The organism is Microbacterium sp. (assembly GCF_035556355.1).
Taxonomy (GTDB): domain Bacteria; phylum Actinomycetota; class Actinomycetes; order Actinomycetales; family Microbacteriaceae; genus Microbacterium.
Genome location: NZ_DATMFG010000054.1, coordinates 47,752 through 72,350, shown reverse-complemented (window position 1 = coordinate 72,350; position 24,599 = coordinate 47,752). Strand labels below are relative to the sequence as shown.

The window sequence follows — 24,599 nt, the reverse complement described above, 5'->3', positions numbered from 1 at the left end:
CGCCGGGCGTCGAATCGTTCAGGCGACGTGCGTGAGACGGCCCTCGATCATCGTCGCGGCGACGCGCATGTCCCGCAGCTCACCCTCCGACGCGGCGAGCGGGTCGTGCTCGACGATCGCGAGGTCGGCGATCGCGCCGGGCTCGATCGTCGCGGCGTCGTCACCCGAGCCGCCGTGCGTCGACGCCGCGAGCGCCGTCGCGGCGTCCAGCGCCTGCTCGGGTCGCCACGCGGGACGCCAGTCGCGCGTCCGGTGGATCGCCGCCGCGAGGGCCGCCCACGGATCGAGGGGCGAGACCGGGGCATCCGACCCGAATCGCAGCGCAGCACCCGCGTCGGCCAGCGCCCGCAGCGGGTACGGGATCGCGGTCTGCTCGGCCCAGATCGTGTCGGTCATGTCGCGGTCGTCGACGGCGTGCTCGGGCTGCACGCTCGCGGCGACGCCGAGCCGGGCGAATCGCGGGATGTCGACAGCCGACACGAGCTGCGCGTGTTCGATCGTGCCGACCGCTCCCGTGATCGCGAACGCGTCGAGCGCGTGCGAGTTCGCGACGTCGCCGATCGCGTGGATCGCGCATTCCAGGCCCGCGCCCGTCGCGCGCGTCATGAGCTCGACGAGGTGCACCGGATCGACGGTGAGTATGCCGTGGTTGTGCGGATCTCCGGGGTACGGATGCGAGCACGCCGCGGTTCGTGTGCCGAGCGAGCCGTCCGTGATGACTTTGAGCGGGCCGACGCGCACGAGGTCCGAGTCCACTCCGCGCACGACGTCGCCCGAACGGAGCCCTTCGGCGATCGCGCGATCGAGGAGGTCGGGATACACGCCGAACTCGACGCGGAGCGCGTCGAACCCGCCGGCGAGACGCCGCGCCCACGCCTCTTCGTTCCACGCCATGTCGAGGTCGACGATTCCGACGACTCCTCGGGCCGCGGCATCCGTCGCCATCGCGGCGACCAGCCGGTCGCCGACGGCGGCATCGACCGCGTTGAGGCGCCGCGAGACATCGAACGCGGGCGCCTCGCGCAGGATGCCGGTCTCGTCGGGCTCGAAGCCCTCCCGCCGCAGCGCGGCGGAGTTGAGCCACACGCTGTGCACGTCGGCGTTGATGAGATAGGTCGGCACGTCGCCTGTCGCGGCGTCGAGCATCCGGATCGTCGGCTGGTCGGGCCACAGCGCGTCGCGGAAGCCGGTGCCGACGCGTCGGCCGTCGCCGAGGACGGGTGCGTTCGACATGATCGCTGCTGCTTCAGCCGCGGATGCCGCGTGCGCGAGCGCCTCGCGCTGCGCGACGAGGGCCCACTGGACCGTGTGCACGTGGTGGTCCCACAGTCCCGGGATGAGCCACGACCCCGAGGCATCGAGCACGGCTCCGCGACGTGGGAGGGCGTTCGCCGGGGCGATGTCGGCGACCACCCCGTCCGCGAGGTGGACGTCGACGGGGTCGGCGCCGAACGGGTCGAGGCGGTCGCGTCCGGTCAGGCGCACGTTCGCGATGACCGCGACGTGCTCGCCGCGCGCGAGCGTCATCGGGCCGGACCCGCATCGGCCGCCTCGAGCGAAGCGCGTGCCGCGGCGATCGCATCGTGCGCGCGACGCATCTCGGCGGCGAGCTGCGGGTCGGCGTACGGGCCGTCGCCCGAGAGCTCCGCGATGATCGTCTCGACCACCTCGGGACTCTTGTTCTGGCTGAGCTTGCGCTTCGCGACGACCCGCGTGGGCGTCAGACGGAAGCCGACGGTGCCCTTCTCGAGCTTCTCGATGAACGAGCGGTCGTTGGGAGGCTGCCACATGAGCCTCGGCTGAGGCATCCGGCTCTCGAACCGCTCGACGAGCCGATCGAGCACCGCGAGGTTCTCTTCGGTCGACAGAAGCTCGGGAACGCCCGTGAGATGGGCGGCCACGAAGTTCCACGTCGGGACGGACTGTGTGTCGCCGTACCAGCCCGGCGATATGTACCCGTGCGGGCCCTGCACGACGACGAGCAGCTCGCGCTGACCGAGACCGTGCACGATGTCGTCGGGACGCCCGACGTGCCCCACGATCGTGAGGTCGTCGCGGCCTTCGTCGAGCAGCACGGCGTAGTGCGAGGCGACGAGTCCGTCGTCGGTCGAGCTGACGAGAGTGACCCACGGGTTGTGGTCGATGAGACGTCGCAGCTCACCGACGTCGGTCATCGCGAAGGACGGGTTCTGGCGCACCCCACCAGCCTACGAGTCCTCCCGTGCCGGAGGGATCGCGAGGGAGCTCGGTCAGGCGCTAGCGTGCGACTGTGACCCTCGCCCTTCCCCCACTCGACGACGTGCGCATCTGGCCGCACCAGGTTGAGACCGTCGAACGCGTCTTCGCGCACTTCTCCGCCCAACCCGATGTCGAGGCGCTGCTGCTCACCGGATCACTCGCGCACGGCTTCGGCACCGAGGCATCCGATGTCGACATCGTGATCGTCGTGCCTCACGACGAGTTCGAGCGCCGGCTCGCCGTGCCCGACACCGGCTTCGTGAGCCACGATCTCAGCACCTACGAGGGCGGCTACGTCGACGGCAAGTTCGTGTCGCGGCGCTTCCTCGACGACGTCGCGTCGCGCGGGGACGACGCGACGCGGTGGGGCTACCAGGACGCGCGCGTGCTCTTCTCCCGCATACCCGGGCTCGAAAGGACTCTCGCCGACGTCGTCCGCTTCCCCGCCGAGGAGCAGCCGCTGCGGCGCGAGCGCTTCGTGTCGCAGGCGCTCGCGTGGCGCTGGTACCACGAGCAGGGCTGGGAGAAGCAGAACCCCTACCTGCGCGGCATCTCGCTCAACCGCGCTGTGCTGTTCGCGTGCCGCATCGTGCTGAACGAGAACGCGATGCTGTTCCCGTTCCACAAGTGGTTGCTGCGGGTCACGGCGGATGCCCCGGACCGCCCTGCCCGCCTTCTCGACGACATCTCCGCGCTCTACGACGATCCCTCGGTGCAGCGCGTCGACGCGCTCGTGCACGACGTGCTCGACCACTACGGCGTCGACCGCGCGGCCGCCGAGAAGTCGTGGGGTGCGTGGTTCATGCGCGACACCGAGTGGTCATGGATGCACGGCCCGGCGCCGGTCGACGACCTGTGAGCATCTGTCGGGGTCAGGCGTGACTCACGCCTGGCACTTGGGGCACCAGTAGAGCTTGCGCGTCGCGAGCTCCTCGACGACGATCGCCGTGCCGCACACGCGGCACGGGAGCCCCGCGCGGTGGTAGACCCAGTGGCGGTCGTCGCGGTTGGCCATCGCCTTGCGGTACGCGTCGGGATCAAGGCCGTCCATCGTCATCATCTGGCCCGTCTCGACGCCGATCGCGAGCAGGCGCACCCAGTCGCGCCACAGCTCGCGCACGACCTCCTCGCGCACGTCGCGACCCGGCGTGTGCGGGTTGAGTCGGGCGCGGAACAGCAGCTCGGCGCGATACACGTTGCCGATGCCGCTCACGACGCTCGGGTCCATGAGCAGGAGGGCGATCGGCGTGGGCTTGCGCCGTACGACCGACACGAAGCGCTCCTCCCCCTCCTGCACGTCGTCGACGAGCGGATCGGGGCCGAGCTTCGCGATCACGGCTGCGACCTCGTCGGGAGTGAGCAGCTCGCACGCGGTCGGACCGCGCAGGTCGGCGCACGTCGTGTCGGTGAGCAGGCGCAGGCGCACCTGACCCACGACCGGCGGCGGCCACTCGGCGCCCTCGTCGGGGAGGCCCGTCGTCTGCTCGGACATGCGCACATGCACACGCGCACGCCGCGGCGCGCCGATCGACGTGAGCGAGTTCTCGCCCGCGGAGTCGAGGATCGGCTGGTCGTCGAGCGACGTTCCCCGCTGGTTGGTCTGGCCCATGCGGCCGTTCGCCGACGCGATCGTCGGGTCGACGAGGATCTCTCCCGCGAAGTCCCACGCGCCGTACATGCCGAGGTGCACGCGAAGCCAGATCTCTTCGTCGAACTCGAGGAACATCTGCTTGCCCACCGCGCGCACGCCCGTGACCGTGCGCCCCGAGATCACGGCGGCACCCTCGACGAACCGTCCCTGCGGACTCGACGCGGTCACCGTACGGCCGACGAAGTTCCGATCGAACTGACGGGCGATCCGATGGACGGAATGGCCCTCGGGCATCAGCCGGCTTCGGGGTCGAACGAGCTCGAGTCGTCGGCGAGCACATCCGGCCCACCCGCGGTCGCGCGCGGGTCGGGCTCGAGCGTGCCGTCCGCCTCGAACGCCGCGATCTGTCCGATGCGGCGCACGTGGCGCTCCTCGTTCGAGAACGGCGTGGAGATGAACCGGTCGATGAACGACGCGGCCTCCTCGAACGTGTGCTGGCGGGCGCCGATCGCGATCACGTTGGCGTCGTTGTGCTCGCGCGCGAGCTCCGCGGTCGCGATGCTCCACACGAGGGCGGCGCGCACGCCGCGCACCTTGTTCGCCGCGATCTGCTCGCCGTTGCCCGAGCCGCCGAACACGACGCCGAGCGCCTCGATGCCCGCTTCCTGGTCGCGCACGACCGCCTGTGCCGCGCGGATGCAGAAGGCCGGGTAGTCGTCGAGCGGGTCGTATTCGACCGGACCGTGGTCGACCACATCGTGACCCTGACCGGCCAGATGGTGCTGCAGCTGGGTGGAGAACTCGAGGCCCGCGTGGTCGGTCGCGATGTGGATGCGCATGACCCCAATCCTACGGACGAGTCAGGGCTTCAAGCCCGCCGCGGCGGGCTTGAAGCCCGCGCGCACGTTCTCGCAGCACGCGGGCCGGCACACGTCGAACCACGGGCCCAGATCCGTCACGTGCGGACGCTCCGCCGCGGGCGTCCCGTGCAGCCGCTCCTCGACGAGGTCGATGAGGCCGGACACGAACGCGGGGTCGACGCCCGGAGTCGGGGTGCGCAGCACTCGGAGCCCTGCTGCGGCTGCCGCATCCGTCGCTTCGGTGTCGAGGTCCCACAGCACCTCCATGTGGTCGCTGATGAACCCGAGCGGCACGATCACGACCGCTCGCATGCCCGCGGCGGGCAGCGACTCGATGACGTCGTTGATGTCGGGCTCGAGCCACGGCTGGCTGGGCGGGCCCGAGCGCGACTGGTACACGAGCTCCCATCCGATGTCGACGGCGTCGACGGACATCTCGACCTGCGACATCACATACGCGGCGACCGCTTCGTGCTGAGCGGCATACGCTCCGCCCTCGCCCCACTCGCGGTGCAGCTCGTCGCCCTCGCGCGGGCCGGACCGCCGCGCGTCGTCGGTCGGCACGCTGTGCGTGGAGAAGAGCACGCGGATGTACCGCCCCTCGATGCCCTCGCCGAGGAGCTGCGTCACCGCGTCGCGCACTCCGTCGATGAAGGGCTGCACGAAGCCCGGGTGGTCGAAGAACTGGCGGACCTTGTCGATGGTGACCGTGCCCGCGAGTCCGGTGTCGGTGAGCACGCGCGCGAAGTCCTCGCGGTACTGGCGGCAGCTCGAGAACGAGCTGTATGCGCTCGTCGCGATCGCGAGGAGGTTCGTGTGGCCGGATGCCGCGGCATCCGTCACCGCCTCGTCGAGGTAGGGCGCCCAGTTGCGGTTGCCCCAGTACACCGGCAGGTCGATGCCGCGGCGGTCGAGCTCGTCTTCGAGCGCCGCCTTGAGCAGCCGGTTCTGCGCATTGATCGGGCTCACGCCGCCGAAGGCGCGGTAATGGTGCGCGACCTCCTCGAGGCGCTCGTCGGGGATGCCCCGCCCGCGCGTGACGTTGCGCAGGAACGGGATGACGTCGTCCTGTCCTTCCGGACCGCCGAAGCTCGCGAGGAGGATGGCGTCGTAGGGAACGGGGGTCTCGACGTACGGGGCGCCGCCGCTCGCCGCGGGCGACGCGAACGGAACCTGCTGTGCTTCTGCGCTCACCCGTCCATCCTCGCACCGCGTCATGGCGGATCCGTCCGTGGCGGGATGGCACGCGAAAGGGCGATATGATGACTTCATCATGCCACTCACCCAGCAGCAGCGTCCGCTGTACGAGGTGAAGGCCGGCCTCTTCAAGGGTCTGTCGCACCCGTTCCGCATCCGCATCCTCGAACTCCTCGCGAGTGAGCCCGAGCTCAGCGTCGCCGTCCTGCAGGACGAGACGGGCCTGGAGGCCTCGCACCTGTCGCAGCATCTCGCCGTGCTCCGCCGGCACCGGCTCGTCGCATCCGAGCGGCGCGCGAGCCACGTGTACTACCGGCTCGCCGACCCGCGCGTGGCCGACCTGCTCGCGGTCGCCCGCGCACTCCTGCTCGACATGCTCCGCTCGGACGGCGCGCGCCTCGCCGACGCCGACGACCTGCCCGCACTGCCCGGGGCACCGCGATGAGCCGCGCGACGGCTCCCGCCACCCCCGACTCGCGGTGGCGGCGTGCGGGCGCCGCCGCGCTGGCGCTGCTCCCCTCGCCCGACGACTACCGCCCGGCGAAGCGCACGTGGCGCCGCGACCTCATCGCCGGCGTCACCGTCGGCATCGTCGCGCTACCGCTCGCGCTCGGGTTCGGGGTCAGTTCGGGGCTCACGGCCGAGCAGGGACTCATCACCGCGATCGTTGCGGGCCTCGTCGCGGCGATCTTCGGCGGCTCGAACGTGCAGGTCTCGGGTCCGACGGGCGCGATGGTCGTCGTGCTGCTGCCGATCGTCGCGTCGCACGGCGTCGGCGCGATCGCCGCGGTGAGCGTGGTCGCGGGCATCGTGGTGCTCGCGGCCGGAGCCCTGCGCCTCGGTCGCGCGGTCTCGTTCATCCCGTGGCCGGTCATCGAGGGGTTCACGCTCGGCATCGCCGTGATCATCTTCCTGCAGCAGGTGCCGCTCGTGACCTCCCCCGCGACGCCGCACGCGGGCGAGCACAGCTCGAACGCGATCGTCGCCGCGGTGCAGTCCCTCTTCGAGGCGGACTGGTCGTACGTGCCGTGGGCACTCGGCGCGGTCGCGATCGTCGCGGCGTGCATGCTCGTCGCACCGAAGATCCACCCCTCGCTCCCGGGCTCGCTCATCGGCATCGCGATCGTCGCGGTGCTCGCAGCCGTGCTGCCGACGCCCCTCGCGGTGATCGGCGTCCTGCCTTCGACCCTCCCCGCCCCCGCGCTGCCGTCGATCGACCTGGCGACGCTCGGCGGACTGGTCCCCGCCGCGCTCACGGTCGCCGCGCTGGCGGCGATCGAATCGCTCCTGTCGGCGCGCGTGGCGGCGTCGCTCGCCGACACGGGCCCGTACGACCCCGACCGCGAGCTCGTGGGCCAGGGGCTCGCCTCCGTGGCGTCCGGCCTGTTCGGCGGAATGCCCGCGACCGGCGCGATCGCCCGCACCGCCGTGAACGTGCGCTCGGGCGGGCGGACGCGCATCGCCTCGATCACCCACGCGATCGTGCTGCTGCTCATCGTGCTCGTGGCATCGGGCCCTGTCGGGATGATCCCGCTCGCGGCTCTCGCCGGCGTGCTCATGGTCACGGCGACGCGGATGGTGCACGCGGCTACCGTGCGCTCCATCCTGCGTTCGACCCGCGCCGACGCGCTGGCGTTCGTCATCACCGCGATCATCACAGTGTCCTTCGACCTCATCGTCGCCGTCGGCATCGGCGTGCTGTGCGCGGGCGTCTTCGCGATCCGCAACCTGTCGCGCGCGACCGGCGTGCGACGCGAGGAGCTGCCCGGCCCCGCGGAGCCTGGCGACGAGCGCATCGCGATCATCCGCTTCGACGGGCCGCTGTTCTTCGCGGCGTCGGACCGCGTCTTCGAGACGGTCATGCGGACGCGCGGCGTGTCGGTCGTGATCCTGCGGATGTCGCAGCTCGAGCTCGTCGACGCGAGCGGCGCACGCGTGCTCAGCGAGATCGTGCAGTCGCTCGAGCGGCGCGGCGTGACGGTGCTCATCAAGGGCGTGCAGCCGGGGCATGAGGAGCTCTTCCGCACCGTCGGCGTGCTCGGCTCGCTGCGCCACCACAAGCATCTGTTCGCCGACCTTCCGTCGGCGATCGAGCACGCACGCAGCCACATCGCGCGCGAGGCCGCGGGCAGCCGCTGACCCCGCGACGAGGCGACTCCGAAGGCACCCGAGGGGTGAGGGGCGGATGCCGTGCCTGACGTAGAGTGTCATGGTTGCCGTGCGCGCGAACGGCGTGGCACGGGCGCCCATCCCCTTCACCCCTGGGAGAGAACGCAGTGCCTGGAGAGAACCTCACCCGCGTCGAGGCGCAGCAGCGCCGCGCGATCGTCGACACCCACTCGTACGAGGTCACGCTCGACCTGACGCGTGGGGCGGAGGTCTTCGTATCCCGCACCGTCGTGCGGTTCGCCGCGACGGAAGGCGCTTCGACCTTCATCGACCTCATCGCCCGCGAGGTGCGCGAGATCACGCTGAACGGGCGGTCGATCGACCCCGCCGCCGCGTTCGCCGACTCGCGCATCGCGCTCGACGGCCTCGCGGCCGAGAACGAGCTCGTGGTCGACGCCGACTGCCTCTACACGAACACCGGCGAAGGCCTCCACCGCTTCGTCGACCCGGTCGACGGCGAGGTGTACCTCTACACGCAGTTCGAGGTCCCCGACTCCCGCCGCATGTTCGCGGTGTTCGAGCAGCCCGACCTCAAGGCGACGTTCCGGTTCACCGTCACCGCGCCCGAGCAGTGGAAGGTCGTGTCGAACTCCCCGACGCCCGAGCCGGAGCGGCACGGCGACGGCACCGCCACGTGGGCGTTCGAGCCGACCCCGCGCATCTCGTCGTACATCACCGCGCTCATCGCGGGCCCCTATGAGGCGACGTTCTCCGAGCTCACGAGCTCGTCGGGCCGCGTGATCCCGCTCGGCGTCTACGGCCGCAAGAGCCTGTGGCAGTATCTCGACGCCGACTACATCTTCGAGAAGACCCGCCAGGGCTTCGCGTACCTCGAGGACAAGTTCGACTACCCGTATCCGTTCGCGAAGTACGATCAGCTCTTCGTGCCCGAGTTCAACGCCGGCGCGATGGAGAACGCGGGCGCGGTCACCTTCACCGAGACCTACGTCTTCCGGTCGAAGGTGACGGATGCCGTCAAGGAGCGTCGCGTCGTCACGATCCTCCACGAGCTCGCGCACATGTGGTTCGGCGACCTCGTGACCATGAAGTGGTGGAACGACCTGTGGCTCAACGAATCGTTCGCCGAGTGGGCGTCGACGATCGCGACCGCCGAGGCGACAGAGTGGACCGAGGCGTGGACCACGTTCAACGCCATGGAGAAGACCTGGGCGTACCGTCAGGACCAGCTGCCGTCGACGCATCCGGTCGTCGCCGAGATCCGCGACCTCGAGGACGTGCAGGTCAACTTCGACGGCATCACGTACGCCAAGGGCGGGTCGGTGCTCAAGCAGCTCGCCGCGTGGGTGGGCATCGAGCAGTTCTTCGCCGGCGTCGCGGCGTACTTCAAGAAGCACGAGTGGTCGAACACCGAGCTGTCCGACCTCCTCGCGGAGCTCGAGGCCACGAGCGGCCGCGAGTTGTCGAGCTGGTCGAAGAAGTGGCTCGAGACCGCCGGCGTCAACACGCTGTCGCCCGAGATCAAGACCGACGTGGACGATGAGATCACGCGCTTCGCGATCGTGCAGACCGCCCCGGCGGACTACCCCACGATCCGTCCGCACCGCCTCGGCGTGGGCTTCTACGACCTGCAGGGCGACGCACTCGTGCGCACCCACCGTGTCGAGCTCGACGTCGACGGCGACCTCACCGAGGTTCCCGAGCTCAAGGGCCGCAAGCGTCCCGACCTCGTGCTGCTCAACGACGACGACCTCGCGTACGCGAAGATCCGTCTCGACGAGCGGTCCCTCCGCACCGCGATCGACCAGCTCGCGCGGATCAGCGACCCGCTCGCGCGCTCCCTCGTGTGGGGCGCCGCGTGGGACCAGACGCGCGACGCCGAGGCATCCGCGAGCGACTACATCGACCTCGTGCTGCGCAACATCGGCTCCGAGACCGAGTCGACGACCGTTCGCACGACCCTCGCCCAGCTTCAGCTCGCCGCCAACTCCTACGTGGCGCCCGAGAAGCGAACCGAGGCGCGCGTGAAGGTCGCCGACGGCCTGTGGGAGCTCGCGCAGGCGGCGGAGGCCGGCAGCGACAGCCAGCTTCAGTTCGTGACGGCGTTCGCGAGCGCCGCCGCAACCCCGGCCCAGTGGGAGACCGTGCGAAAGCTCCGCGCCGGCGAGACGACGCTACAGGGTCTCGAGATCGACACCGATCTCTCGTGGCAGCTGCTCGTGTCGCTCGCCGCGGGCGGCGTCGTGACCGCCGCCGACATCGATGAGGCGCTCGCCGCCGACAACACCGCGAAGGGCGGCGAGTTCGCCGCGCAGGCGAAGGCCGCGCTTCCCGGCGCCGAGGCGAAGAAGGCCGCGTGGTCGTCGCTCATCGACAAGGACGATCTGCCGAACACGATCGTGCGCTCGGCGACGCTCGGGTTCACCCACCCGGCGACGGTCGGCGACCTCACCGCGTTCGTCGAGCCGTACTTCGCGATGCTGCTGCCGGTGTGGGAGTCGCGCACGTACAAGATCGCCGAGTACCTCATCACGGGGCTCTACCCGGCGCCGCTCGCCAACGTCGAGCTACGCGACGCGACGCGGGCGTGGCTCGAGGCGAACGCCGACGCCGCCCCTGCGCTGCGCCGCCTCGTGCTCGAGAACCTCGCCGGTGTCGAGCGCGCCCTCTCGGTGCAGGACCGCGACGCGCAGTAACCACGCCGTGACGGATGCCCCGGCCCGCCGTGCGCGGAAGCCGGGGCATCCGCTTCTCTCAGACTCGCCTCGTTAAGATCGACGCAATGGACATCGCGCCCCTCGCAACGGCACCGCCCGCCCAGTGGTCCTGGGAGTGGTGGCTGCAGATCATCACCCAGACGGGGTGGAAGGTCATCGCGATCGCGGCGATCATCGTCGGCGCGTTCATCGCCTCGTGGCTGCTGAAGTTCGTCATCCGGCGCATCGTCAACCGCATCGTCTCGGGCGCCAAGAACAAGGCTCGTGTGGACGACACGCAGGCGCTCGAGCGCACCCCGCTCGCCGCGGTGCGCCTCGTGCAGCGCACGCGCACGCTGGGCTCGATCCTGCAGAACATCGTCAACGTCGCGATCGTCATCGTCGCGATCCTGATGATCATCAACGTGATCGACTCGTCGGTCCTCGGCTCTTTCGCGCTGCTGTCGGCCGCGATCGGCGCCGGGCTCGGCTTCGGCGCGCAGAACATCGTGAAAGATGTGCTCAACGGAATCTTCATCGTCGCCGAAGACCAGGTCGGCATCGGCGACGTCGTCGATCTCGGCCTCGCGACGGGCATCGTCGAGTACGTGAGCGTGCGCGTGACGCACGTGCGCGACGTCAACGGCACGCTCTGGTACGTGCGCAACGGCGAGATCACGCGCATCGGCAATATGTCGCAGGGCTGGTCGCGCGTCATCGTCGACCTCGCGGTGCCGGCCGACGCCGAGATCGAGACGGTCGAGGACGCCCTGCTGCAGGCCGCCAAGAACCTGCACAAAGACCCGAAGTGGCGCACGCGCATCCTCGAGCAGCCCGAAGTGTGGGGTCTCGAATCGGTGTCGGGCGACGCCCTCGTCATCCGCGTGGTCATGAAGACGCGCCCCAACGCGAAGGACGACGTCGCGCGCGAGCTGCGCATGCGCCTCAAGCGGGCCGTCGATGATCTCGGCCTCACGCTCCCGCAGTTGAGCACGGTCATGCCGACCGGCCTCGAGGGCGCGCAGCGCGTGCGGGGAGCCAACCCTCCGAAGACGAAGCCCAACCCCGTGCCGCCTGACGCAGGCAAGGCCGGCAGCGTGGTCTGGAAGCCGAAGAAGTCGAAGCAGCAGAAACAGGATCCGAGCGGGGGTGCGCAATGAGCGACGACACGGATGCCGCGCCCCTCACCTTCTACGAAGAGGTCGGCGGCCACGAGACGTTCGTCCGCCTCGTCGACACGTTCTATCGGGGCGTCGCCGACGACGAAGTGCTGCGACCGATGTATCCGGAGGAGGATCTGGGTCCCGCCGCCGAGCGGCTCACGATGTTCCTCGAGCAGTACTGGGGCGGTCCCACGACGTACAGCGAGCGACGCGGGCACCCGAGACTGCGGATGCGGCACGCCCCGTACCGCGTCAACCCCGAGGCCCGCGACCGGTGGCTCAAGCACATGCGGGATGCCGTCGACGAGCTGCGGCTTCCGCCGCTCCACGAGGAGACGCTGTGGGACTACCTGCAGCGCGCGGCGTTCGCGATGGTGAACACGTTCGAGCCGACGGGCATCGGCCCCGCGGCAGGCGGACGCGACGCCACGATCGTACCGGGACCGGACGCGGGGGCCGTGCCGAGGTCGTCCATCCCGGTGACCGCCGCCCGGGCATCCGGCGATGAGCGACGCGACGACTCAGCCGGGCCGCCCGACAGCGACTGATCTCCCCCGCACACCCACGCAGCACACGACAAAGGAGTCGCCACATGCCCGCATCCTCTCCGCACTCCGCGGACCTGCTCGTCATCGGCTGGGGCCTGGCCGGCCTCGTCGCCGCATCGGAGGCGGTCGCGGCCGGCAAGCGCGTCGTGATCGTCGACCAGGAGCCCCGCACGAACCTCGGCGGCCAGGCGTGGTGGTCGTTCGGAGGGCTGTTCTTCATCGACTCGCCCGAGCAGCGCAGATTCGGCATCAAGGACTCGCTCGAGCTCGCGCGTCAAGACTGGTTCGGCAATGCGGGCTTCGATCGCGAGGAAGACGCGTGGCCGCGCCGGTGGGCCGAGGCATACCTCCAGTTCGCGCACGGCGAGAAGCGCGCGTGGCTGCGGGAGAAGGGCGTCGGGTTCTTCCCTGTCGTCGGCTGGGCGGAGCGCGGCGGGTACACGGCCGCAGGACCCGGCAATTCGGTGCCGCGCTTCCACATCACGTGGGGCACCGGTCCGGGCCTCGTGGCGCCGTTCCAGGCCGCTGTGGAGGCGGCCGAGGCGGCCGGGCGGCTCACGATCCTCCCCCGGCATCGGGTGACCGCGCTCACGATGTCGAGCGGCGCGGTGACGGGTGCGACGGGCGACATCCTCGAGCCCTCGGGCGCCGCGCGTGGGGTTGCGACCTCGCGCGAGGCGGTCGGCTCGTTCGAGGTGACCGCCGGAGCGACGATCGTGGCTTCGGGCGGCATCGGCGGAAACCACGATCTCGTGCGCCAGTGGTGGCCGGAGAGACTCGGCCCCGCTCCGGCGACGATGGTGACGGGTGTGCCGGCATACGTCGACGGCTCGATGCAGATCGTCGCAGACGCCGCGGGCGCGCGACTCATCAATCGTGACCGGATGTGGCACTACGTCGAGGGGATCCAGAACTGGGACCCGGTGTGGCCGAACCACGGCATCCGGATTCTGCCCGGACCGTCGTCCGTATGGCTCGACGCCACGGGTCACCGTCTGCCCGTACCTCTCTTCCCGGGTTTCGACACGCTCGGAACCCTCGCGCACCTTCGCGCCACCGGGTACGACCACTCGTGGTTCGTGCTGTCGCAGAAGATCATCGAGAAGGAGTTCACGCTCTCGGGCAGCGAGCAGAACCCCGACCTCACGGGCAAGGACCTCCCGCTGCTCGTCAAGTCGCGACTCGGCAAGGGTGCGGCCGGTCCCGTGCAGGCGTTCATGGACAAGGGCGCCGACTTCGTCGTGCGCGACACGCTCGACGATCTCATTGCGGGCATGAAGGAGCTCCCGGGCGGCGACGTGCTCGACGCCGACCGCGTGCGCCTCGAACTCGAGGCGCGTGACCGCGAGATCGACAACGAGTTCACGAAGGACGCGCAGATCGCGATGCTGCGCTCCGCGCGCTCGTACCGGGGCGACCGCCTCGTTCGCACGGCAGTACCTCACCGGATCCTCGACCCGTCGAACGGTCCCCTCATCGCGGTGAAGCTCCATGTGCTCACGCGCAAGTCCCTCGGCGGAATCGAGACCGACCTGCAGGGCCGCGCGCTCGGCTCGGACGGACAGCCGGTCCCCGGCCTGTACGCGGCGGGCGAGGCATCCGGATTCGGCGGCGGCGGCGTGCACGGCTACCGCGCCCTCGAGGGGACGTTCGTGGGCGGCTGCCTCTTCTCCGGTCGCGTCGCAGGACGGGCGGCGGCGTCCGCGGTCTAGTCCGCGGGTCGGTCACGCCGACGGGCCGGTGCGCCTCACGTCGGTGAGTCCGACGCGCGCCGGCCCTCGCGCGAGTACGTGTCCGCGCGCCAGCGTGAGTCGGGTCCACGGGCCGGACGTGCGCACCGGCACGGTCTCCTCACCCGCAATGAACCCGAGTGCGAACGCGGCGAACGCGACGCCCCGCGGGAGCCCGTCGAGCGCGTCATCCGGAGCGCCCCAGACCGACGCGCGCACGGCGCGCACGGCGTCCTCACCCGCATCCGTCGGGACGGCGTGCGCGACGGCCGCGATCCCCCACTGTGCGCGTTCGGCGAGCACGGATGCCGCGACCCGCCCCACCTCGGTCCACCCCGAACGCGGCGGCGCGATTCCGGCCCATGCCGGAGATACCGCGGTGTCGGGAAGCAGGATCGCGCGATCGTCCTCGGGGTCGCGGCGGAGGGCTTCGGCGTCGACGACGAAGTCGCACTCGAGCTCGGGATCGACGGCGACCGCACGCATGCCGAGGATCGTCGGCGTGTGGTCGAGGAGACCGCGCGGCGCGAGTGGCGCCGACGTCATCGCGAGCACGCCGTTCCGCCCGGCGAGCCGGACCGCCCCGTCGCCGAGCCGGGTCGTGCGCCCGGCGAAGGTGAGGGCGTCGGCCGCAGCGTGTGCATCGGCGAACGGCAGTCGGGCGGGCATCCGCCTAAAATACCAAGGGCGACCGGCGAGTCGGCCGCGCAGACGGGAGGCTTCGTGACCGACGCGAATCAGCCGGTGCCCGAGGGCGTCACCCCCGACCCCGACCCTGTCGCGTCGATGCTCGACGTGCTCGCGCTGAGCGACTCCGAGGCGCGCACGACCGAAGACATCTTCACGGGCGTGTCGCATCGGATGCCTCTCGGCCGCGTGTACGGCGGCCAGGTGCTCGCGCAGGCGATCGTCGCGGCGGCGCGAACGGTTCCGTCGGACCGCATCGCGCACTCGATGCACGGATACTTCCTGCGACCGGGCGACGCGAACCAGGGCATCACCTTCGCGGTCGACCGCATCCATGACGGACGCTCCTTCTCGACCCGCCGCACGCAGGCGTTCCAGGATGGACTGCCGATCTTCTCGATGATCGCGTCGTTCGAGATCGAGACGCCGGGTCTCGAGCACCAGGCCCCGATGCCGACGGGTCTCCCCGAGCCGGAGGACCTTCCCGACATCGAGGATCACCTCACCGGACTGCATCCGATGTCGAAGCGGCTGTTCATGGACCGCCCCGCCGACCTTCGACACATCCCGTCGCCCGTGTACCTCACCGTCGAAGGCGAGCGCGCACCGCGGCAGGCGGTCTGGATGAAGGTCCGCCGCCCGATCCCCGACGACCCGACGATCCACCGCGCGGCGCTCGCGTACTTGAGCGACCTCACGATCCAGGAGTCGGTGCTGCGCGCGCACGGCATCTCGTGGGCGACACCCGGCCTCAAGGTCGCGAGCCTCGACCACGGCATGTGGTGGCACCGCGACGGGCGCGTCGACGAATGGATGCTCTACGTGCAGGAGTCGCCGAGCGCACGCGGCGGCCGCGGCCTGGCGACGGGCCGGATCTACACGCGCGACGGACGCCTGCTCGCGAGCGTCGCCCAGGAGATCATGATCCGCGTGCCGATGGAGGGCGAATCGCCCGCCTGATGCGGATGCGCCGCCCCGCGATGTGCGTCAGCGCCGGTGCGCGAACTCGATCGGCTCGCCGAGGAACGGCTCCCACGCCTCGCGCTCCTCAGGGCTGAGCCGCAGCGGCTTGCCGGTGGCTGCGTCGACTTTCACGACGACCGTCACCGCACGTGCGTACACCGTCTGACCACCGTCGGGATCTGCTGTCTCGATCGGGCTGCACACCTCGTAGCAGACCTCGATGCTCGAACCGCCGAGCTTGCCGAACCACATCTGGATGTCGAGCGGATGCCGCTGGTACGGCACGGGCGCGAGGTACTCGATCTCCTGCCGTGCGATGAGGGTGAGGACCCCGCTGTGCAGACCCGAGTCGAGCACGGCGGTCGTCGGGGCGGTCTCACCCGCGTCCGGCTGCCAGAACGCACGCACGCGGGCCTCTTCGAGGAGCTTGAGCATCGCCGTGTTGTTGACGTGGTTGAACGCGTCGAGGTCGCCCCAGCGAAGCGGGATGGGGATGTGCAGGCGCGTGCCCGAGCCGGCGGACGCACCGGCGGCTCGGGTGGACGACGGTTCAGTCACGAGTGAGCTTGCGGTAGGTGTAGCGGTGCGGCTTCGCGGCCTCGGGGCCGAGACGCGCGATCTTGTTCTCCTCGTACGCCTCGAAGTTGCCCTCGAACCAGTACCACTTGTCGGGCTCTTCGTCGGTGCCCTCCCACGCGAGGATGTGCGTCGCGATGCGGTCGAGGAACCACCGGTCGTGCGTGATGACCACCGCGCAGCCGGGGAACTCGAGAAGCGCGTTCTCGAGCGACTGGAGGGTCTCGACGTCGAGGTCGTTCGTCGGCTCGTCGAGCAGCAGGAGGTTGCCGCCCTCCTTGAGCGTGAGCGCGAGGTTGAGACGGTTGCGCTCACCGCCGGAGAGCACGCCGGCCTTCTTCTGCTGGTCCGGGCCCTTGAAGCCGAACTTCGAGACGTAGGCGCGCGACGGGATCTCAGTCTTGCCGACGGTGATGATGTCGAGCCCGTCCGACACGACCTCCCACAGCGTCTTCTCGGGGTCGATGTTCGAGCGCGTCTGATCGACGTAGCTGATCTTGACGGTCTCGCCGATCTTGAGCTCGCCGCCGTCGAGCGGCTCGAGCCCGACGATCGTCTTGAACAGCGTCGTCTTGCCGACGCCGTTCGGGCCGATGACGCCGACGATGCCGTTCGGCGGAAGGCTGAAGCTGAGGCCGTCGATGAGCGAGCGACCGTTGAACCCCTTCTTGAGGTTCTTCGCCTCGATGACGACGTTGCCCAGGCGCGGCCCCGGTGGGATCTGGATCTCTTCGAAGTCGAGCTTGCGGGTGCGCTCCGCCTCGGCGGCCATCTCCTCGTAGCGCGCCAGTCGCGCCTTCGACTTGGCCTGGCGGCCCTTCTGGTTCGACCGGACCCACTCCAGCTCGTCCGCGAGGCGCTTGGCGAGCTTGGCGTCCTTCTTGCCCTGGATCTCGAGGCGCTCGCGCTTCTTCTCGAGGTAGGTCGAGTAGTTGCCCTCGTAGCCGATGAGGCGGCCGCGGTCGACCTCCGCGATCCACTCCGCGACGTTGTCGAGGAAGTATCGGTCGTGCGTGATCGCGATGACGGCGCCGGGGTACTTCTGCAGGTGCTGCTCGAGCCACAGCACGCTCTCGGCGTCGAGGTGGTTCGTGGGCTCGTCGAGCAGCAGCAGGTCAGGCTTCTGCAGGAGGAGCTTCGTCAGCGCCACTCGACGCTTCTCACCACCGGAGAGCGGCCCGATCGGCGAGTCGCCCGGAGGGGTGCGCAGCGCATCCATCGCCTGCTCGAGCTGCGAGTCGAGGTCCCACGCGTCAGCGGCGTCGATCTCCTCCTGAAGCGTGCCCATCTCGGCGAGGAGCGAGTCGAAGTCCGCGTCGGGGTCGGCCATGAGGCCGGAGATCTCGTTGAACCTGTCGAGCTTCGCCTTGATCGCGATGCCGTCCTGGATGTTCTCGAGCACCGTCTTCGACTCGTCGAGCTCAGGCTCCTGCATGAGGATGCCCACCGAGTAGCCGGGCGTGAGCTTCGCCTCGCCGTTCGAGGGATGGTCGAGGCCGGCCATGATCTTCAGGATCGTCGACTTGCCGGCGCCGTTGGGGCCGACCATGCCGATCTTCGCCCCAGGCAGGAACGCCATCGTGACGTCGTCGAGGATCAGCTTGTCGCCGACCGCCTTTCGGGCGCGGACCATCTGGTAGATGTACTCAGCCACGGGTGTTTACACGCTCCTCTTGAGGGGTCTGTACGGGCGCCCGGACGGGACGCGGCTGCATCGTCTTGTCGATGCCAAGTGCGGGGGTGTCGAAGGGAGGTGGCGCATCTCGCGATCGACTCGGCTTCCTAGCCTACCCATCGGACAGCGGCGGAATGCCCGGCGCACCCGGCGAACGGGCGGTCGCGCCTACGAGCTCAGATGCCCGAAATGGTCAACGCGATCGCCGGAGCGCCCATTCCCCGCAGCCGACGCACACGCGCCGCACCGCACGCACGGATCACCAGTCGATCGGGCGGGTGTTGCCGATCAGGCATCCGCCCTCGGCGAGAGCCGGCATGACCACCGCGACCGGCTCGCCCGTCGCCGGGCCCACCTGGCCGATGAGGCACTCATCGCCCCACAACACCGAGAACTGGATGCTCTCGGCCGGGTCGCCGATCGTCGTGAGGTCGTTCGTCACCTGCATCGCCGACTTGTCGAAGCCCGCCGCGACGAGGGCGTCGATGTACGCACGCCCCGTTACCTGGTCGGCTGAGGCCCACACGGACTCGACGACGTGGGTGAACAACGGCAGGTTGTCTTCGGCGGTGCCGTCGGGCACGAGGACCGGCTCGGTCGATGTCGGCGTGGGCGTCGGCGACACGGCGGGTGTGCTCGGCGCGGCCGTCGACGGGGCCGGGTCGGGCGACGGCGGTGCACAGCCGCTCAGGACCGCGCCGAGCGAGAGCGCGAGCACAACCACGACGGGCCGGCGAATCCGCGCAGACGACGGGGTGCCGCCGACGGTGCGGGTGCGGATGACGAGCCGGCTGGACACCCGACGAGTCTATGACCGACACGTCGAGCAGCCGGGCAGGTCAGAAGGGAACATCGGCCTGGGTCGGCTCCTCCGGAGAGGAAGCCGGCTCACCGTCGGCGAGAATCGGGTCGCCGGGCACCGCCCACGCGTCGCGCCCGGGATCGGCCGAGGGTCCGGCGGCCTCGGGGGCGGCATCCGTCACCTCTCCGCCGGCGGCGTCGTCTTCCGGTGCCCACGCGTCCTCGACGTTGGATCGCGGTGACGCGGGAGCCTCGGGTCGCGCGAACCGGGAGGTGCCCCACCGGAGGTCGTGCCCCATCGCGTCGGCCTCGATGTCGACGTCGGTGCCGCTCTTGACGCCGTTGTCCCAGTCGCGCACCTTCAGCTTTCCGCTCACGAGCACGCGGTCGCCCTTCCTGAGCGATGCGATCCCGTTCTGGGCGAGCGCACGGAACGCCGACACGCGGTACCAGTTCGTGCCGTTGTCGACCCATGTGTTCGTCGCGCGGTCGTAGCGCCGCTGCCCGGCGGCGAGGCGGAAGCTCGTGATCGGAACTCCGGCAGAGCTGCGACGAAGCTCGGGCGGCGTGGCGACGACCCCGCTCACGGTGATGGTCTCGGACATGCTCTCTCCTCTCGACGACCGAGGACTCCCCTCGGCTGCGTCGGTGCCCGTGTGCCGACGGGCACCGACGTGCGAACAGCATGACGATCGCGAGCCCGCGCGAGCGACCGCGTCCGCCGCATCCGTGGATGCGGGAACCCTCACCTCATCTGGGGAGGAATGGAATCGCTGCGCGCCGTTCCGATGTCGGAGGTCGCACATATGTTCGACGCTGAGAGGAGACGACCATGACGACGACGATCCCCGCAGCTGCCACCACCACTCGCCGGCTTCCGGATCCGCTCCCCCGCGTCGCGCCGCCGATCGGGGTGCCCGGCATCCGGCTCGTGCCGGCGGGCTCCTCCCTGTGGCGTGTGCTCGACCGTTCCGGCCGCGCCATCGGGCACCTTCAGGCGGTCCTCAAGACGGAGGGCGTCGCGTGGCGCGCGCGGCGCTTCCATCGGCTGACCCGCGATCTGCGTGACCTCGGCGACTTCTGGTCGCCCGACGACGCGGTGGACTGCCTGCGGTTCGCGCGGTGACGCGGATGGCGGTCACACCACGGCGTCGAGCGCTTGCGTATACGCGACCGGTGCGCTCTCGCGCACGTGCGCCCATCCCTCCGCAAGGATCCCGACGGCACGATCGATCTCGTCGGGTGGTCCGGTGAAAGGCACGCGCAGATGACGGTCGTGGCCGCCATCGACCGAGAACCGGGGTCCGGCCGACAACAGAAGGCCGCGCGAGCGCACGTCCATGACGAGCGCCGCGCTGAGCGGCGCGCCCATCTCCACCCACAGCGACACTCCGCCGTTCACGTCGGGCACGCGCCACTCGGGCAGCTCGCGCGCGAGTGCCGCCACCGCCGCATCGCGCCCCGCACGCAACAGATCGGAACGCTGCGCCACGATCTCGGAGAACCTCCGGAGCAGTTCGGTCGCGACCGCCTGCTCGAACTCCGGCGTGCCGAGGTCATGGGCGGGCCGCGCGGCGACGAGGCGGCGCACGAAGTCCCCGTCGGCACGAACCCAGCCGACTCGAAGGCCGCCCCACACCGTCTTTCCGAGCGACCCGATGCGCACGATCGACTCTTCGTCCGCGGCGGCGAACACGTGCATGAACGAGTCATCGCGCTTGTCGGGATCGATCGCGAGGTCGGCCGTCGTCTCATCCAGGACGAGCACGCTGCCCGCGCGCTCCGCCGAGTCCCGGATCACCTCCGCCTCACGCACCGACATCGAGCGACCCGTCGGGTTCTGGAACGCGGGCATGAGGTACGCGGCGATGGGCAGCGTGCGTGCGAACGCCTGCTCGGCGCGCTCCAGGTCCCAACCCTCATCCGTCGTCACAGGCACCCCGACGAGGCGCGACCCGGTGCGGCGGAAGGCGTCGGCCGCGTGCGGGTAGGTGGGCGTCTCGATCACGAGGCGATCGCCCCGCGCGAGCAGGACGGACGCGACGAGGTGGATGGCGCTCTGTGCGCCCGTCGTGACGAGGATCTGCCCGGGAGTCGTGGGCAGCCCGCGCTCGGTGTAGTGGTCCGCGATGGCCTCGCGCAGCTCCCCGCGCCCGAAGACGTCATAGCCCACTCTCGAGACGAGCGCCGCCGAAGACCCGGCCACCTCCGCCATGACCCCGGCCAGCCCCGGCCATGCCTGCGGGCTCGCCTGCTGCAGATCGAGCATGCCGTCACCGGCACCCGCGCGGCCGGGGTCATGCCGCCGCAGCGGAAGGGTCACGCTGCCCGAGCCGCGCACGCTCGCGATGTGACCTGTGTCACGCAGACTGCGGTAGGCGGCGGTCACGGTGCTGCGGCTCACCCGCAGGGCCGCGGCGAGTTCGCGTTCCGCCGGCAGGGCGGTGCGCGGCGCGAGTCGGTTGTCGAGACAGAGAAGACGGATGCCGTCGGCCAACGCCTCATACGCGGGCTCGCGCGTGCGCCACCCGCCCAGGGCGGCCGTCAGAGCGCGAGCGGATACTCGGGAGTCCACGGAGGCCAGATTATCCGAATTGGCATGTTCTCGACATGCCAATCCTGAGATTGGATAGCCGGGTGACAAGACGCGTGATCCAACTCCTCGTCGGTCTGTTCCTCTACGGCGCGGGCTGTGCCCTCGCGATCCAGGCGGGGCTCGGCGTCGATCCGTGGACGGTCTTCGCTCAGGGTCTGTCGATCCACACGGGCATCGGCATCGGCTGGGTGACCAACATCCTCGGCTTGCTCATCCTTCTGCTGTGGATCCCGCTTCGCCAGAAGCCGGGCATCGGGACGATCCTGAACATCCTCCTCGTCGGCACGAGCATGCAGGCGACGCTCGCGGTCATCCCGCCCATCTCGGGCTTCTTCGCCCAGCTCGCCGCGCTCCTCGGCGGAGTCGTCATCGTGGCGATCGCGTCAGGACTCTATATCGGCGCCGGATTCGGCCCGGGCCCTCGCGACGGGCTCATGACCGGCATGAACTCACGGCTGGGCTGGCCGATCTGGGTGTGCCGTGCGATCGTCGAGCTCACCGTGCTCGTGGCCGGCTGGCTGCTCGGCGGCACCGTGGGCATCGGCACGGTGCTCTACGCCCTGCTGATCGGGCCGCTCGTACACCTCGCGCTCCCGCTTCTCGATGCGCGGCCCGGGCGTCGAGCACGCGCGCATCGAGCACGCGCGCACCGCACACGGCGTGCGGCCGCCCTCGCGGGCGACCGCACGTGAGTGCTGCGTCTCAGTGCTCGCGGAACTCCGGCCACGCGCTGCCAGGGGTCATCCGGGCGTGGAGCGCGTTCTTGGCGACCTCCATCGAAGGATAGGTTCCTGCGGCCGAATCGGCGCCCGCCATCGTGACGGTGTAGCCGTTCTCGTCCTTCTTGATGCTGCCGACGACTCCGGATTCGCCGTAGGCGACCCAGAGCGCGCGAGGTGTTTCGGTCGTGCTCATGCGAACTCCTTCCGACAACTCCGACGCTACGCTGGCGCCCCGCACGGCGGAAGGGGCGCGCCGCGCTTCGATCCCGCACCGCCGGGACCGGTAGCCTGGAGGTGACCCCCTGTAGCTCAGTGGATAGAGCAGCGGCCTTCTAATCCGCCGGTCGGGCGTTCGAATCGCCCCGGGGGGACCACTGGCGAAGCATCCGGCTCGGAGCGTCATCCCGGCGCCCTCCGGAGGCCGCGTCCCCCGTCCTCACTAGGATGGTCCGCATGGTGGGGGCTTCCGACAACGATCGGCTCGTGTGGATCGACTGCGAGATGACCGGCCTCGATCTCGAAGTCGACGAACTCGTCGAGATCGCGATCGTGGTCACGGACTTCGACCTGCGCCCGCTCGATCCCGGTTTCCAGATCGTCATCAAGCCCGACGACACGGCTCTGGCGAACATGAATGAGTTCGTCACCCAGATGCACACCGCGTCCGGGCTGATGGCCGAGATCCCCCACGGCGTGAGCGTCGCCGAGGCGGAGTTCGAGGCGCTCGAGTACATCCAGCGCTTCGTCCCCCAGCAGGGCAAGGCACCCCTTGCGGGCAACACGATCGGCACCGACCGCATGTTCCTCGCGAAGTACATGCCCCGCATCGACCGTTGGCTGCACTACCGCAACGTCGACGTCTCGAGCATCAAGGAGCTCTCTCGCCGCTGGTACCCGCGGGCGTACATCCACGCGCCGGCGAAGGACGGGGGCCACCGCGCGCTCGCCGACATCCGCGAGTCGATCCGCGAGCTGGCCTACTACCGACAGGCGGTGTTCGTGCCCGAACCGGGCCCCACGAGCGACGGCGCACGGGCGGCTGCGGCATCCGTCGTGTCATCGTATGCCTCGGGAATATGACAGAATTGTCTGGTTGCCCGCTCGCGCGGGAGACATGGTGGGTATAGCTCAGTTGGTAGAGCACCTGGTTGTGGTCCAGGGGGTCGCGGGTTCAAGTCCCGTTACTCACCCCAAGGAGGGGCCGTTCCACCTCACGGGCGGTTCTGCATGATCGAGATGGACGCCGAAGCGTTCGAGCGACTCGTCGTCGACGAACTCGACCGACTCCCCGACGACATGGTCGAGGGGCTCGACAACGTCGTGTTCGTGGTCGAGGACCGGCCCGAAGACGGCAGCCTCGAGCTGTTCGGACTGTACGACGGGCTGGCGCTGACCGAGCGCGGCCGGTACGGCCTCGGCGAGTTGCCCGACCGCATCATCGTGTACCGCGAGCCGCACCTGCACGCGTGCGAAGACGAGGACGAGCTGCGCGACGAGATCCACACGACCCTCGTCCATGAGATCGCGCACTTCTACGGCATCAACGACGACAGACTGCACGAATTGGGGTGGGCGTGATGGCTTCGTCGACTCTCTCACTGCCCGATCTCGATCGCGACCTCGACCTCGACATCGCGTCGACGCCCGATCGTCCCTGGCAGACGGTCGTGTGGAACGACCCCGTGAACCTCATGAGCTACGTCGTGCATGTGTTCCAGGAGTACTTCGGGTTCTCGCGTGCGAAGGCCGAACGGCTCATGCTGGCGGTGCATCACGAGGGCCACGCGGTGGTAGCCGAGGGCCCGCGCGAGCAGATGGAGCTGCACGCGCAGGCGATGCACGACTACGGCCTGTGGGCCACGATCAGAAAGGCCCCGGGATGACGTCCGATCGCACCGTGGTCCTCGAGCTCACGCGCCTCGAGGCCCTGCACCTCGCAGGACTCGTGAGGCAGTTCGACGAGCTGCTCGACTCGACCGAGCGGGCTGCCGACGACCCCGCCGTCGCGCGCCTGGTTCCCGACGCATACGACGAAGATCCGGATGCCGCGCGCGAGTTCCGCGCCGTCACCGAGAGCGACCTCCTCTCGCGTCGCCGCAGCGACGCCGCCGCCGTCATCGAGTCGCTGCGTCCCGCGATCGACGACCCGCACCCGCTCGAGGACGGTGACGAGAGCGACCTCGTCGACGAGGCCGGCGACCTCACCGACACCGTCACGATCGCGCTCGACCCCGAGGCGGTCGACGCGTGGCTGCGTGCGCTCGCCGCGATCCGGCTCGTGCTCGCGTCGCGACTGGGCATCCAGTCGGAGGACGACCACGACGACGAGGACCCGCGGTTCGGCGTGTACGACTGGCTCGGCTACCGCCTCGACGGACTCGTCCGCGCCGTGTCGGGCGACTGACGCGCGAGGCTCCGCCGACCCGCCT

At 70.0% G+C, this 24,599-nt stretch carries 25 protein-coding genes, 2 tRNA genes and 1 pseudogene; 16 read left to right on the top strand and 12 right to left on the bottom strand.

All coding sequences use genetic code 11. The features are described 5' to 3' along the window. Positions 1–18: 18 nt before the first annotated feature. Positions 19–1,527: an amidohydrolase gene (locus tag VNR19_RS14870; RefSeq protein WP_325728064.1), complete on the bottom strand. Its 1,509-nt coding sequence runs from the start codon at positions 1,525–1,527 to the stop codon at positions 19–21. Then, a complete protein-coding gene (locus tag VNR19_RS14865; RefSeq protein WP_325728063.1) occupies positions 1,524–2,198 on the bottom strand; it encodes an FMN-binding negative transcriptional regulator in 675 nt (224 codons plus the stop codon). Before VNR19_RS14865 ends, VNR19_RS14870 begins: the two co-directional genes overlap by 4 nt. A gap of 71 nt (positions 2,199–2,269) precedes the next feature. Between VNR19_RS14865 and VNR19_RS14860 the strand changes: the two genes are divergently transcribed. Then, positions 2,270–3,097 carry a nucleotidyltransferase domain-containing protein gene (locus tag VNR19_RS14860; RefSeq protein ID WP_325728062.1) on the top strand — a complete coding sequence of 276 codons (828 nt, stop codon included), beginning with the start codon at positions 2,270–2,272 and terminating at the stop codon, positions 3,095–3,097. A 24-nt stretch (positions 3,098–3,121) separates the two neighbouring features. Here VNR19_RS14860 and VNR19_RS14855 read toward each other — a convergent pair whose 3' ends face one another. The 3 genes from VNR19_RS14855 to VNR19_RS14845 are packed head-to-tail and all read right to left on the bottom strand — an operon-like array spanning position 3,122 to position 5,907. Then, entirely contained in the window at positions 3,122–4,123 is a 1,002-nt protein-coding gene (locus VNR19_RS14855) for an Fpg/Nei family DNA glycosylase (RefSeq protein WP_325728061.1), read from the bottom strand. After that, positions 4,123–4,668: a ribose-5-phosphate isomerase gene (locus VNR19_RS14850; protein WP_325728060.1), complete on the bottom strand. Its 546-nt coding sequence runs from the start codon at positions 4,666–4,668 to the stop codon at positions 4,123–4,125. Before VNR19_RS14850 ends, VNR19_RS14855 begins: the two co-directional genes overlap by 1 nt. 21 nt (positions 4,669–4,689) lie before the next feature. Then, positions 4,690–5,907: a ferrochelatase gene (locus VNR19_RS14845; RefSeq protein ID WP_325728059.1), complete on the bottom strand. Its 1,218-nt coding sequence runs from the start codon at positions 5,905–5,907 to the stop codon at positions 4,690–4,692. Between the two features lie 55 nt (positions 5,908–5,962). On the opposite strand from VNR19_RS14845, the gene VNR19_RS14840 reads away from it, so the two are divergent. The 6 genes and pseudogenes from VNR19_RS14840 (at position 5,963) to VNR19_RS14815 (ending at position 14,132) form a co-directional block, all read left to right on the top strand. Continuing rightward, complete coding sequence (locus VNR19_RS14840; RefSeq protein ID WP_325034163.1) at positions 5,963–6,331, top strand: ArsR/SmtB family transcription factor; 369 nt, start codon at positions 5,963–5,965, stop codon at positions 6,329–6,331. Continuing rightward, the gene (locus VNR19_RS14835; protein ID WP_325728058.1) at positions 6,328–8,025 is read left to right on the top strand and encodes a SulP family inorganic anion transporter; all 1,698 of its coding nucleotides are present in this window, start codon (positions 6,328–6,330) and stop codon (positions 8,023–8,025) included. The genes VNR19_RS14840 and VNR19_RS14835 overlap by 4 nt, the downstream gene beginning before the upstream one ends. 137 nt (positions 8,026–8,162) lie before the next feature. Next, entirely contained in the window at positions 8,163–10,709 is a 2,547-nt protein-coding gene (gene pepN, locus VNR19_RS14830) for an aminopeptidase N (protein WP_325728057.1), read from the top strand. Between the two features lie 86 nt (positions 10,710–10,795). Further along, a complete protein-coding gene (locus VNR19_RS14825; protein ID WP_325728056.1) occupies positions 10,796–11,869 on the top strand; it encodes a mechanosensitive ion channel family protein in 1,074 nt (357 codons plus the stop codon). Next, positions 11,866–12,261 (top strand): annotated as a pseudogene (locus VNR19_RS14820) (globin); the annotation flags it as partial. The gene VNR19_RS14825 and the pseudogene VNR19_RS14820, both read left to right, overlap by 4 nt. A 203-nt stretch (positions 12,262–12,464) precedes the next feature. Next, positions 12,465–14,132, top strand: coding sequence for an FAD-binding dehydrogenase (locus VNR19_RS14815; RefSeq protein ID WP_325728055.1), 1,668 nt, complete (start codon positions 12,465–12,467; stop codon positions 14,130–14,132). Positions 14,133–14,144: 12 nt separating this feature from the next. Here VNR19_RS14815 and VNR19_RS14810 read toward each other — a convergent pair whose 3' ends face one another. After that, on the bottom strand, positions 14,145–14,819 hold the full coding sequence (locus tag VNR19_RS14810) for a DUF8185 domain-containing protein (RefSeq protein ID WP_325728054.1): 675 nt from the start codon (positions 14,817–14,819) through the stop codon (positions 14,145–14,147). Positions 14,820–14,936: 117 nt separating this feature from the next. Here VNR19_RS14810 and VNR19_RS14805 point away from each other — a divergent pair, with 117 nt between their 5' ends. After that, positions 14,937–15,797, top strand: coding sequence for an acyl-CoA thioesterase (locus VNR19_RS14805; RefSeq protein WP_325728242.1), 861 nt, complete (start codon positions 14,937–14,939; stop codon positions 15,795–15,797). A 27-nt stretch (positions 15,798–15,824) separates the two neighbouring features. Here the strand turns inward: VNR19_RS14805 and VNR19_RS14800 are convergent, their stop codons facing one another. From VNR19_RS14800 to VNR19_RS14785, 4 genes are all read right to left on the bottom strand, one after another. Continuing rightward, entirely contained in the window at positions 15,825–16,358 is a 534-nt protein-coding gene (locus VNR19_RS14800) for an acyl-CoA thioesterase (protein WP_325728053.1), read from the bottom strand. Beyond that, positions 16,351–18,030, bottom strand: a complete 1,680-nt coding sequence (gene ettA / locus VNR19_RS14795; protein ID WP_325728052.1) for an energy-dependent translational throttle protein EttA — start codon at positions 18,028–18,030, stop codon at positions 16,351–16,353. The genes VNR19_RS14800 and ettA overlap by 8 nt, the downstream gene beginning before the upstream one ends. Before the next feature lie 280 nt (positions 18,031–18,310). Next, positions 18,311–18,850 (bottom strand): DUF6993 domain-containing protein, encoded by a 540-nt coding sequence (locus tag VNR19_RS14790; RefSeq protein WP_325728051.1) that lies wholly within the window; start codon positions 18,848–18,850, stop codon positions 18,311–18,313. 40 nt (positions 18,851–18,890) lie between these two features. Then, positions 18,891–19,457: a single-stranded DNA-binding protein gene (locus tag VNR19_RS14785; RefSeq protein WP_325728050.1), complete on the bottom strand. Its 567-nt coding sequence runs from the start codon at positions 19,455–19,457 to the stop codon at positions 18,891–18,893. Between the two features lie 227 nt (positions 19,458–19,684). Here VNR19_RS14785 and VNR19_RS14780 point away from each other — a divergent pair, with 227 nt between their 5' ends. Beyond that, positions 19,685–19,978 carry a hypothetical protein gene (locus VNR19_RS14780; protein WP_325728049.1) on the top strand — a complete coding sequence of 98 codons (294 nt, stop codon included), beginning with the start codon at positions 19,685–19,687 and terminating at the stop codon, positions 19,976–19,978. 12 nt (positions 19,979–19,990) lie between these two features. On the opposite strand, the gene yczR is transcribed toward VNR19_RS14780, so the two are convergent. Next, a complete protein-coding gene (gene yczR, locus VNR19_RS14775; protein ID WP_325728047.1) occupies positions 19,991–21,427 on the bottom strand; it encodes a MocR-like transcription factor YczR in 1,437 nt (478 codons plus the stop codon). Between the two features lie 62 nt (positions 21,428–21,489). On the opposite strand from yczR, the gene yczE reads away from it, so the two are divergent. Next, a complete protein-coding gene (yczE, locus tag VNR19_RS14770) occupies positions 21,490–22,140 on the top strand; it encodes a membrane protein YczE (RefSeq protein ID WP_325728045.1) in 651 nt (216 codons plus the stop codon). A gap of 10 nt (positions 22,141–22,150) precedes the next feature. On the opposite strand, the gene VNR19_RS14765 is transcribed toward yczE, so the two are convergent. Further along, positions 22,151–22,363, bottom strand: a complete 213-nt coding sequence (locus tag VNR19_RS14765; RefSeq protein WP_325031887.1) for a methyltransferase — start codon at positions 22,361–22,363, stop codon at positions 22,151–22,153. Positions 22,364–22,468: 105 nt separating this feature from the next. Here VNR19_RS14765 and VNR19_RS14760 point away from each other — a divergent pair. The 6 genes from VNR19_RS14760 to VNR19_RS14735 all read left to right on the top strand — a co-directional run bounded on the left by VNR19_RS14760 (position 22,469) and on the right by VNR19_RS14735 (position 24,574). After that, a tRNA-Arg gene (locus VNR19_RS14760) sits at positions 22,469–22,544 on the top strand. 79 nt (positions 22,545–22,623) lie between these two features. Then, the gene (gene orn / locus VNR19_RS14755) at positions 22,624–23,250 is read left to right on the top strand and encodes an oligoribonuclease (RefSeq protein ID WP_325728043.1); all 627 of its coding nucleotides are present in this window, start codon (positions 22,624–22,626) and stop codon (positions 23,248–23,250) included. Between the two features lie 37 nt (positions 23,251–23,287). Further along, a tRNA-His gene (locus VNR19_RS14750) sits at positions 23,288–23,363 on the top strand. A gap of 34 nt (positions 23,364–23,397) precedes the next feature. Beyond that, positions 23,398–23,748: a metallopeptidase family protein gene (locus VNR19_RS14745; protein WP_325728041.1), complete on the top strand. Its 351-nt coding sequence runs from the start codon at positions 23,398–23,400 to the stop codon at positions 23,746–23,748. Then, complete coding sequence (gene clpS, locus VNR19_RS14740; RefSeq protein ID WP_325728039.1) at positions 23,748–24,053, top strand: ATP-dependent Clp protease adapter ClpS; 306 nt, start codon at positions 23,748–23,750, stop codon at positions 24,051–24,053. Before VNR19_RS14745 ends, clpS begins: the two co-directional genes overlap by 1 nt. Beyond that, the gene (locus VNR19_RS14735; RefSeq protein WP_325728037.1) at positions 24,050–24,574 is read left to right on the top strand and encodes a DUF2017 family protein; all 525 of its coding nucleotides are present in this window, start codon (positions 24,050–24,052) and stop codon (positions 24,572–24,574) included. The genes clpS and VNR19_RS14735 overlap by 4 nt, the downstream gene beginning before the upstream one ends. Positions 24,575–24,599: the final 25 nt, after the last annotated feature.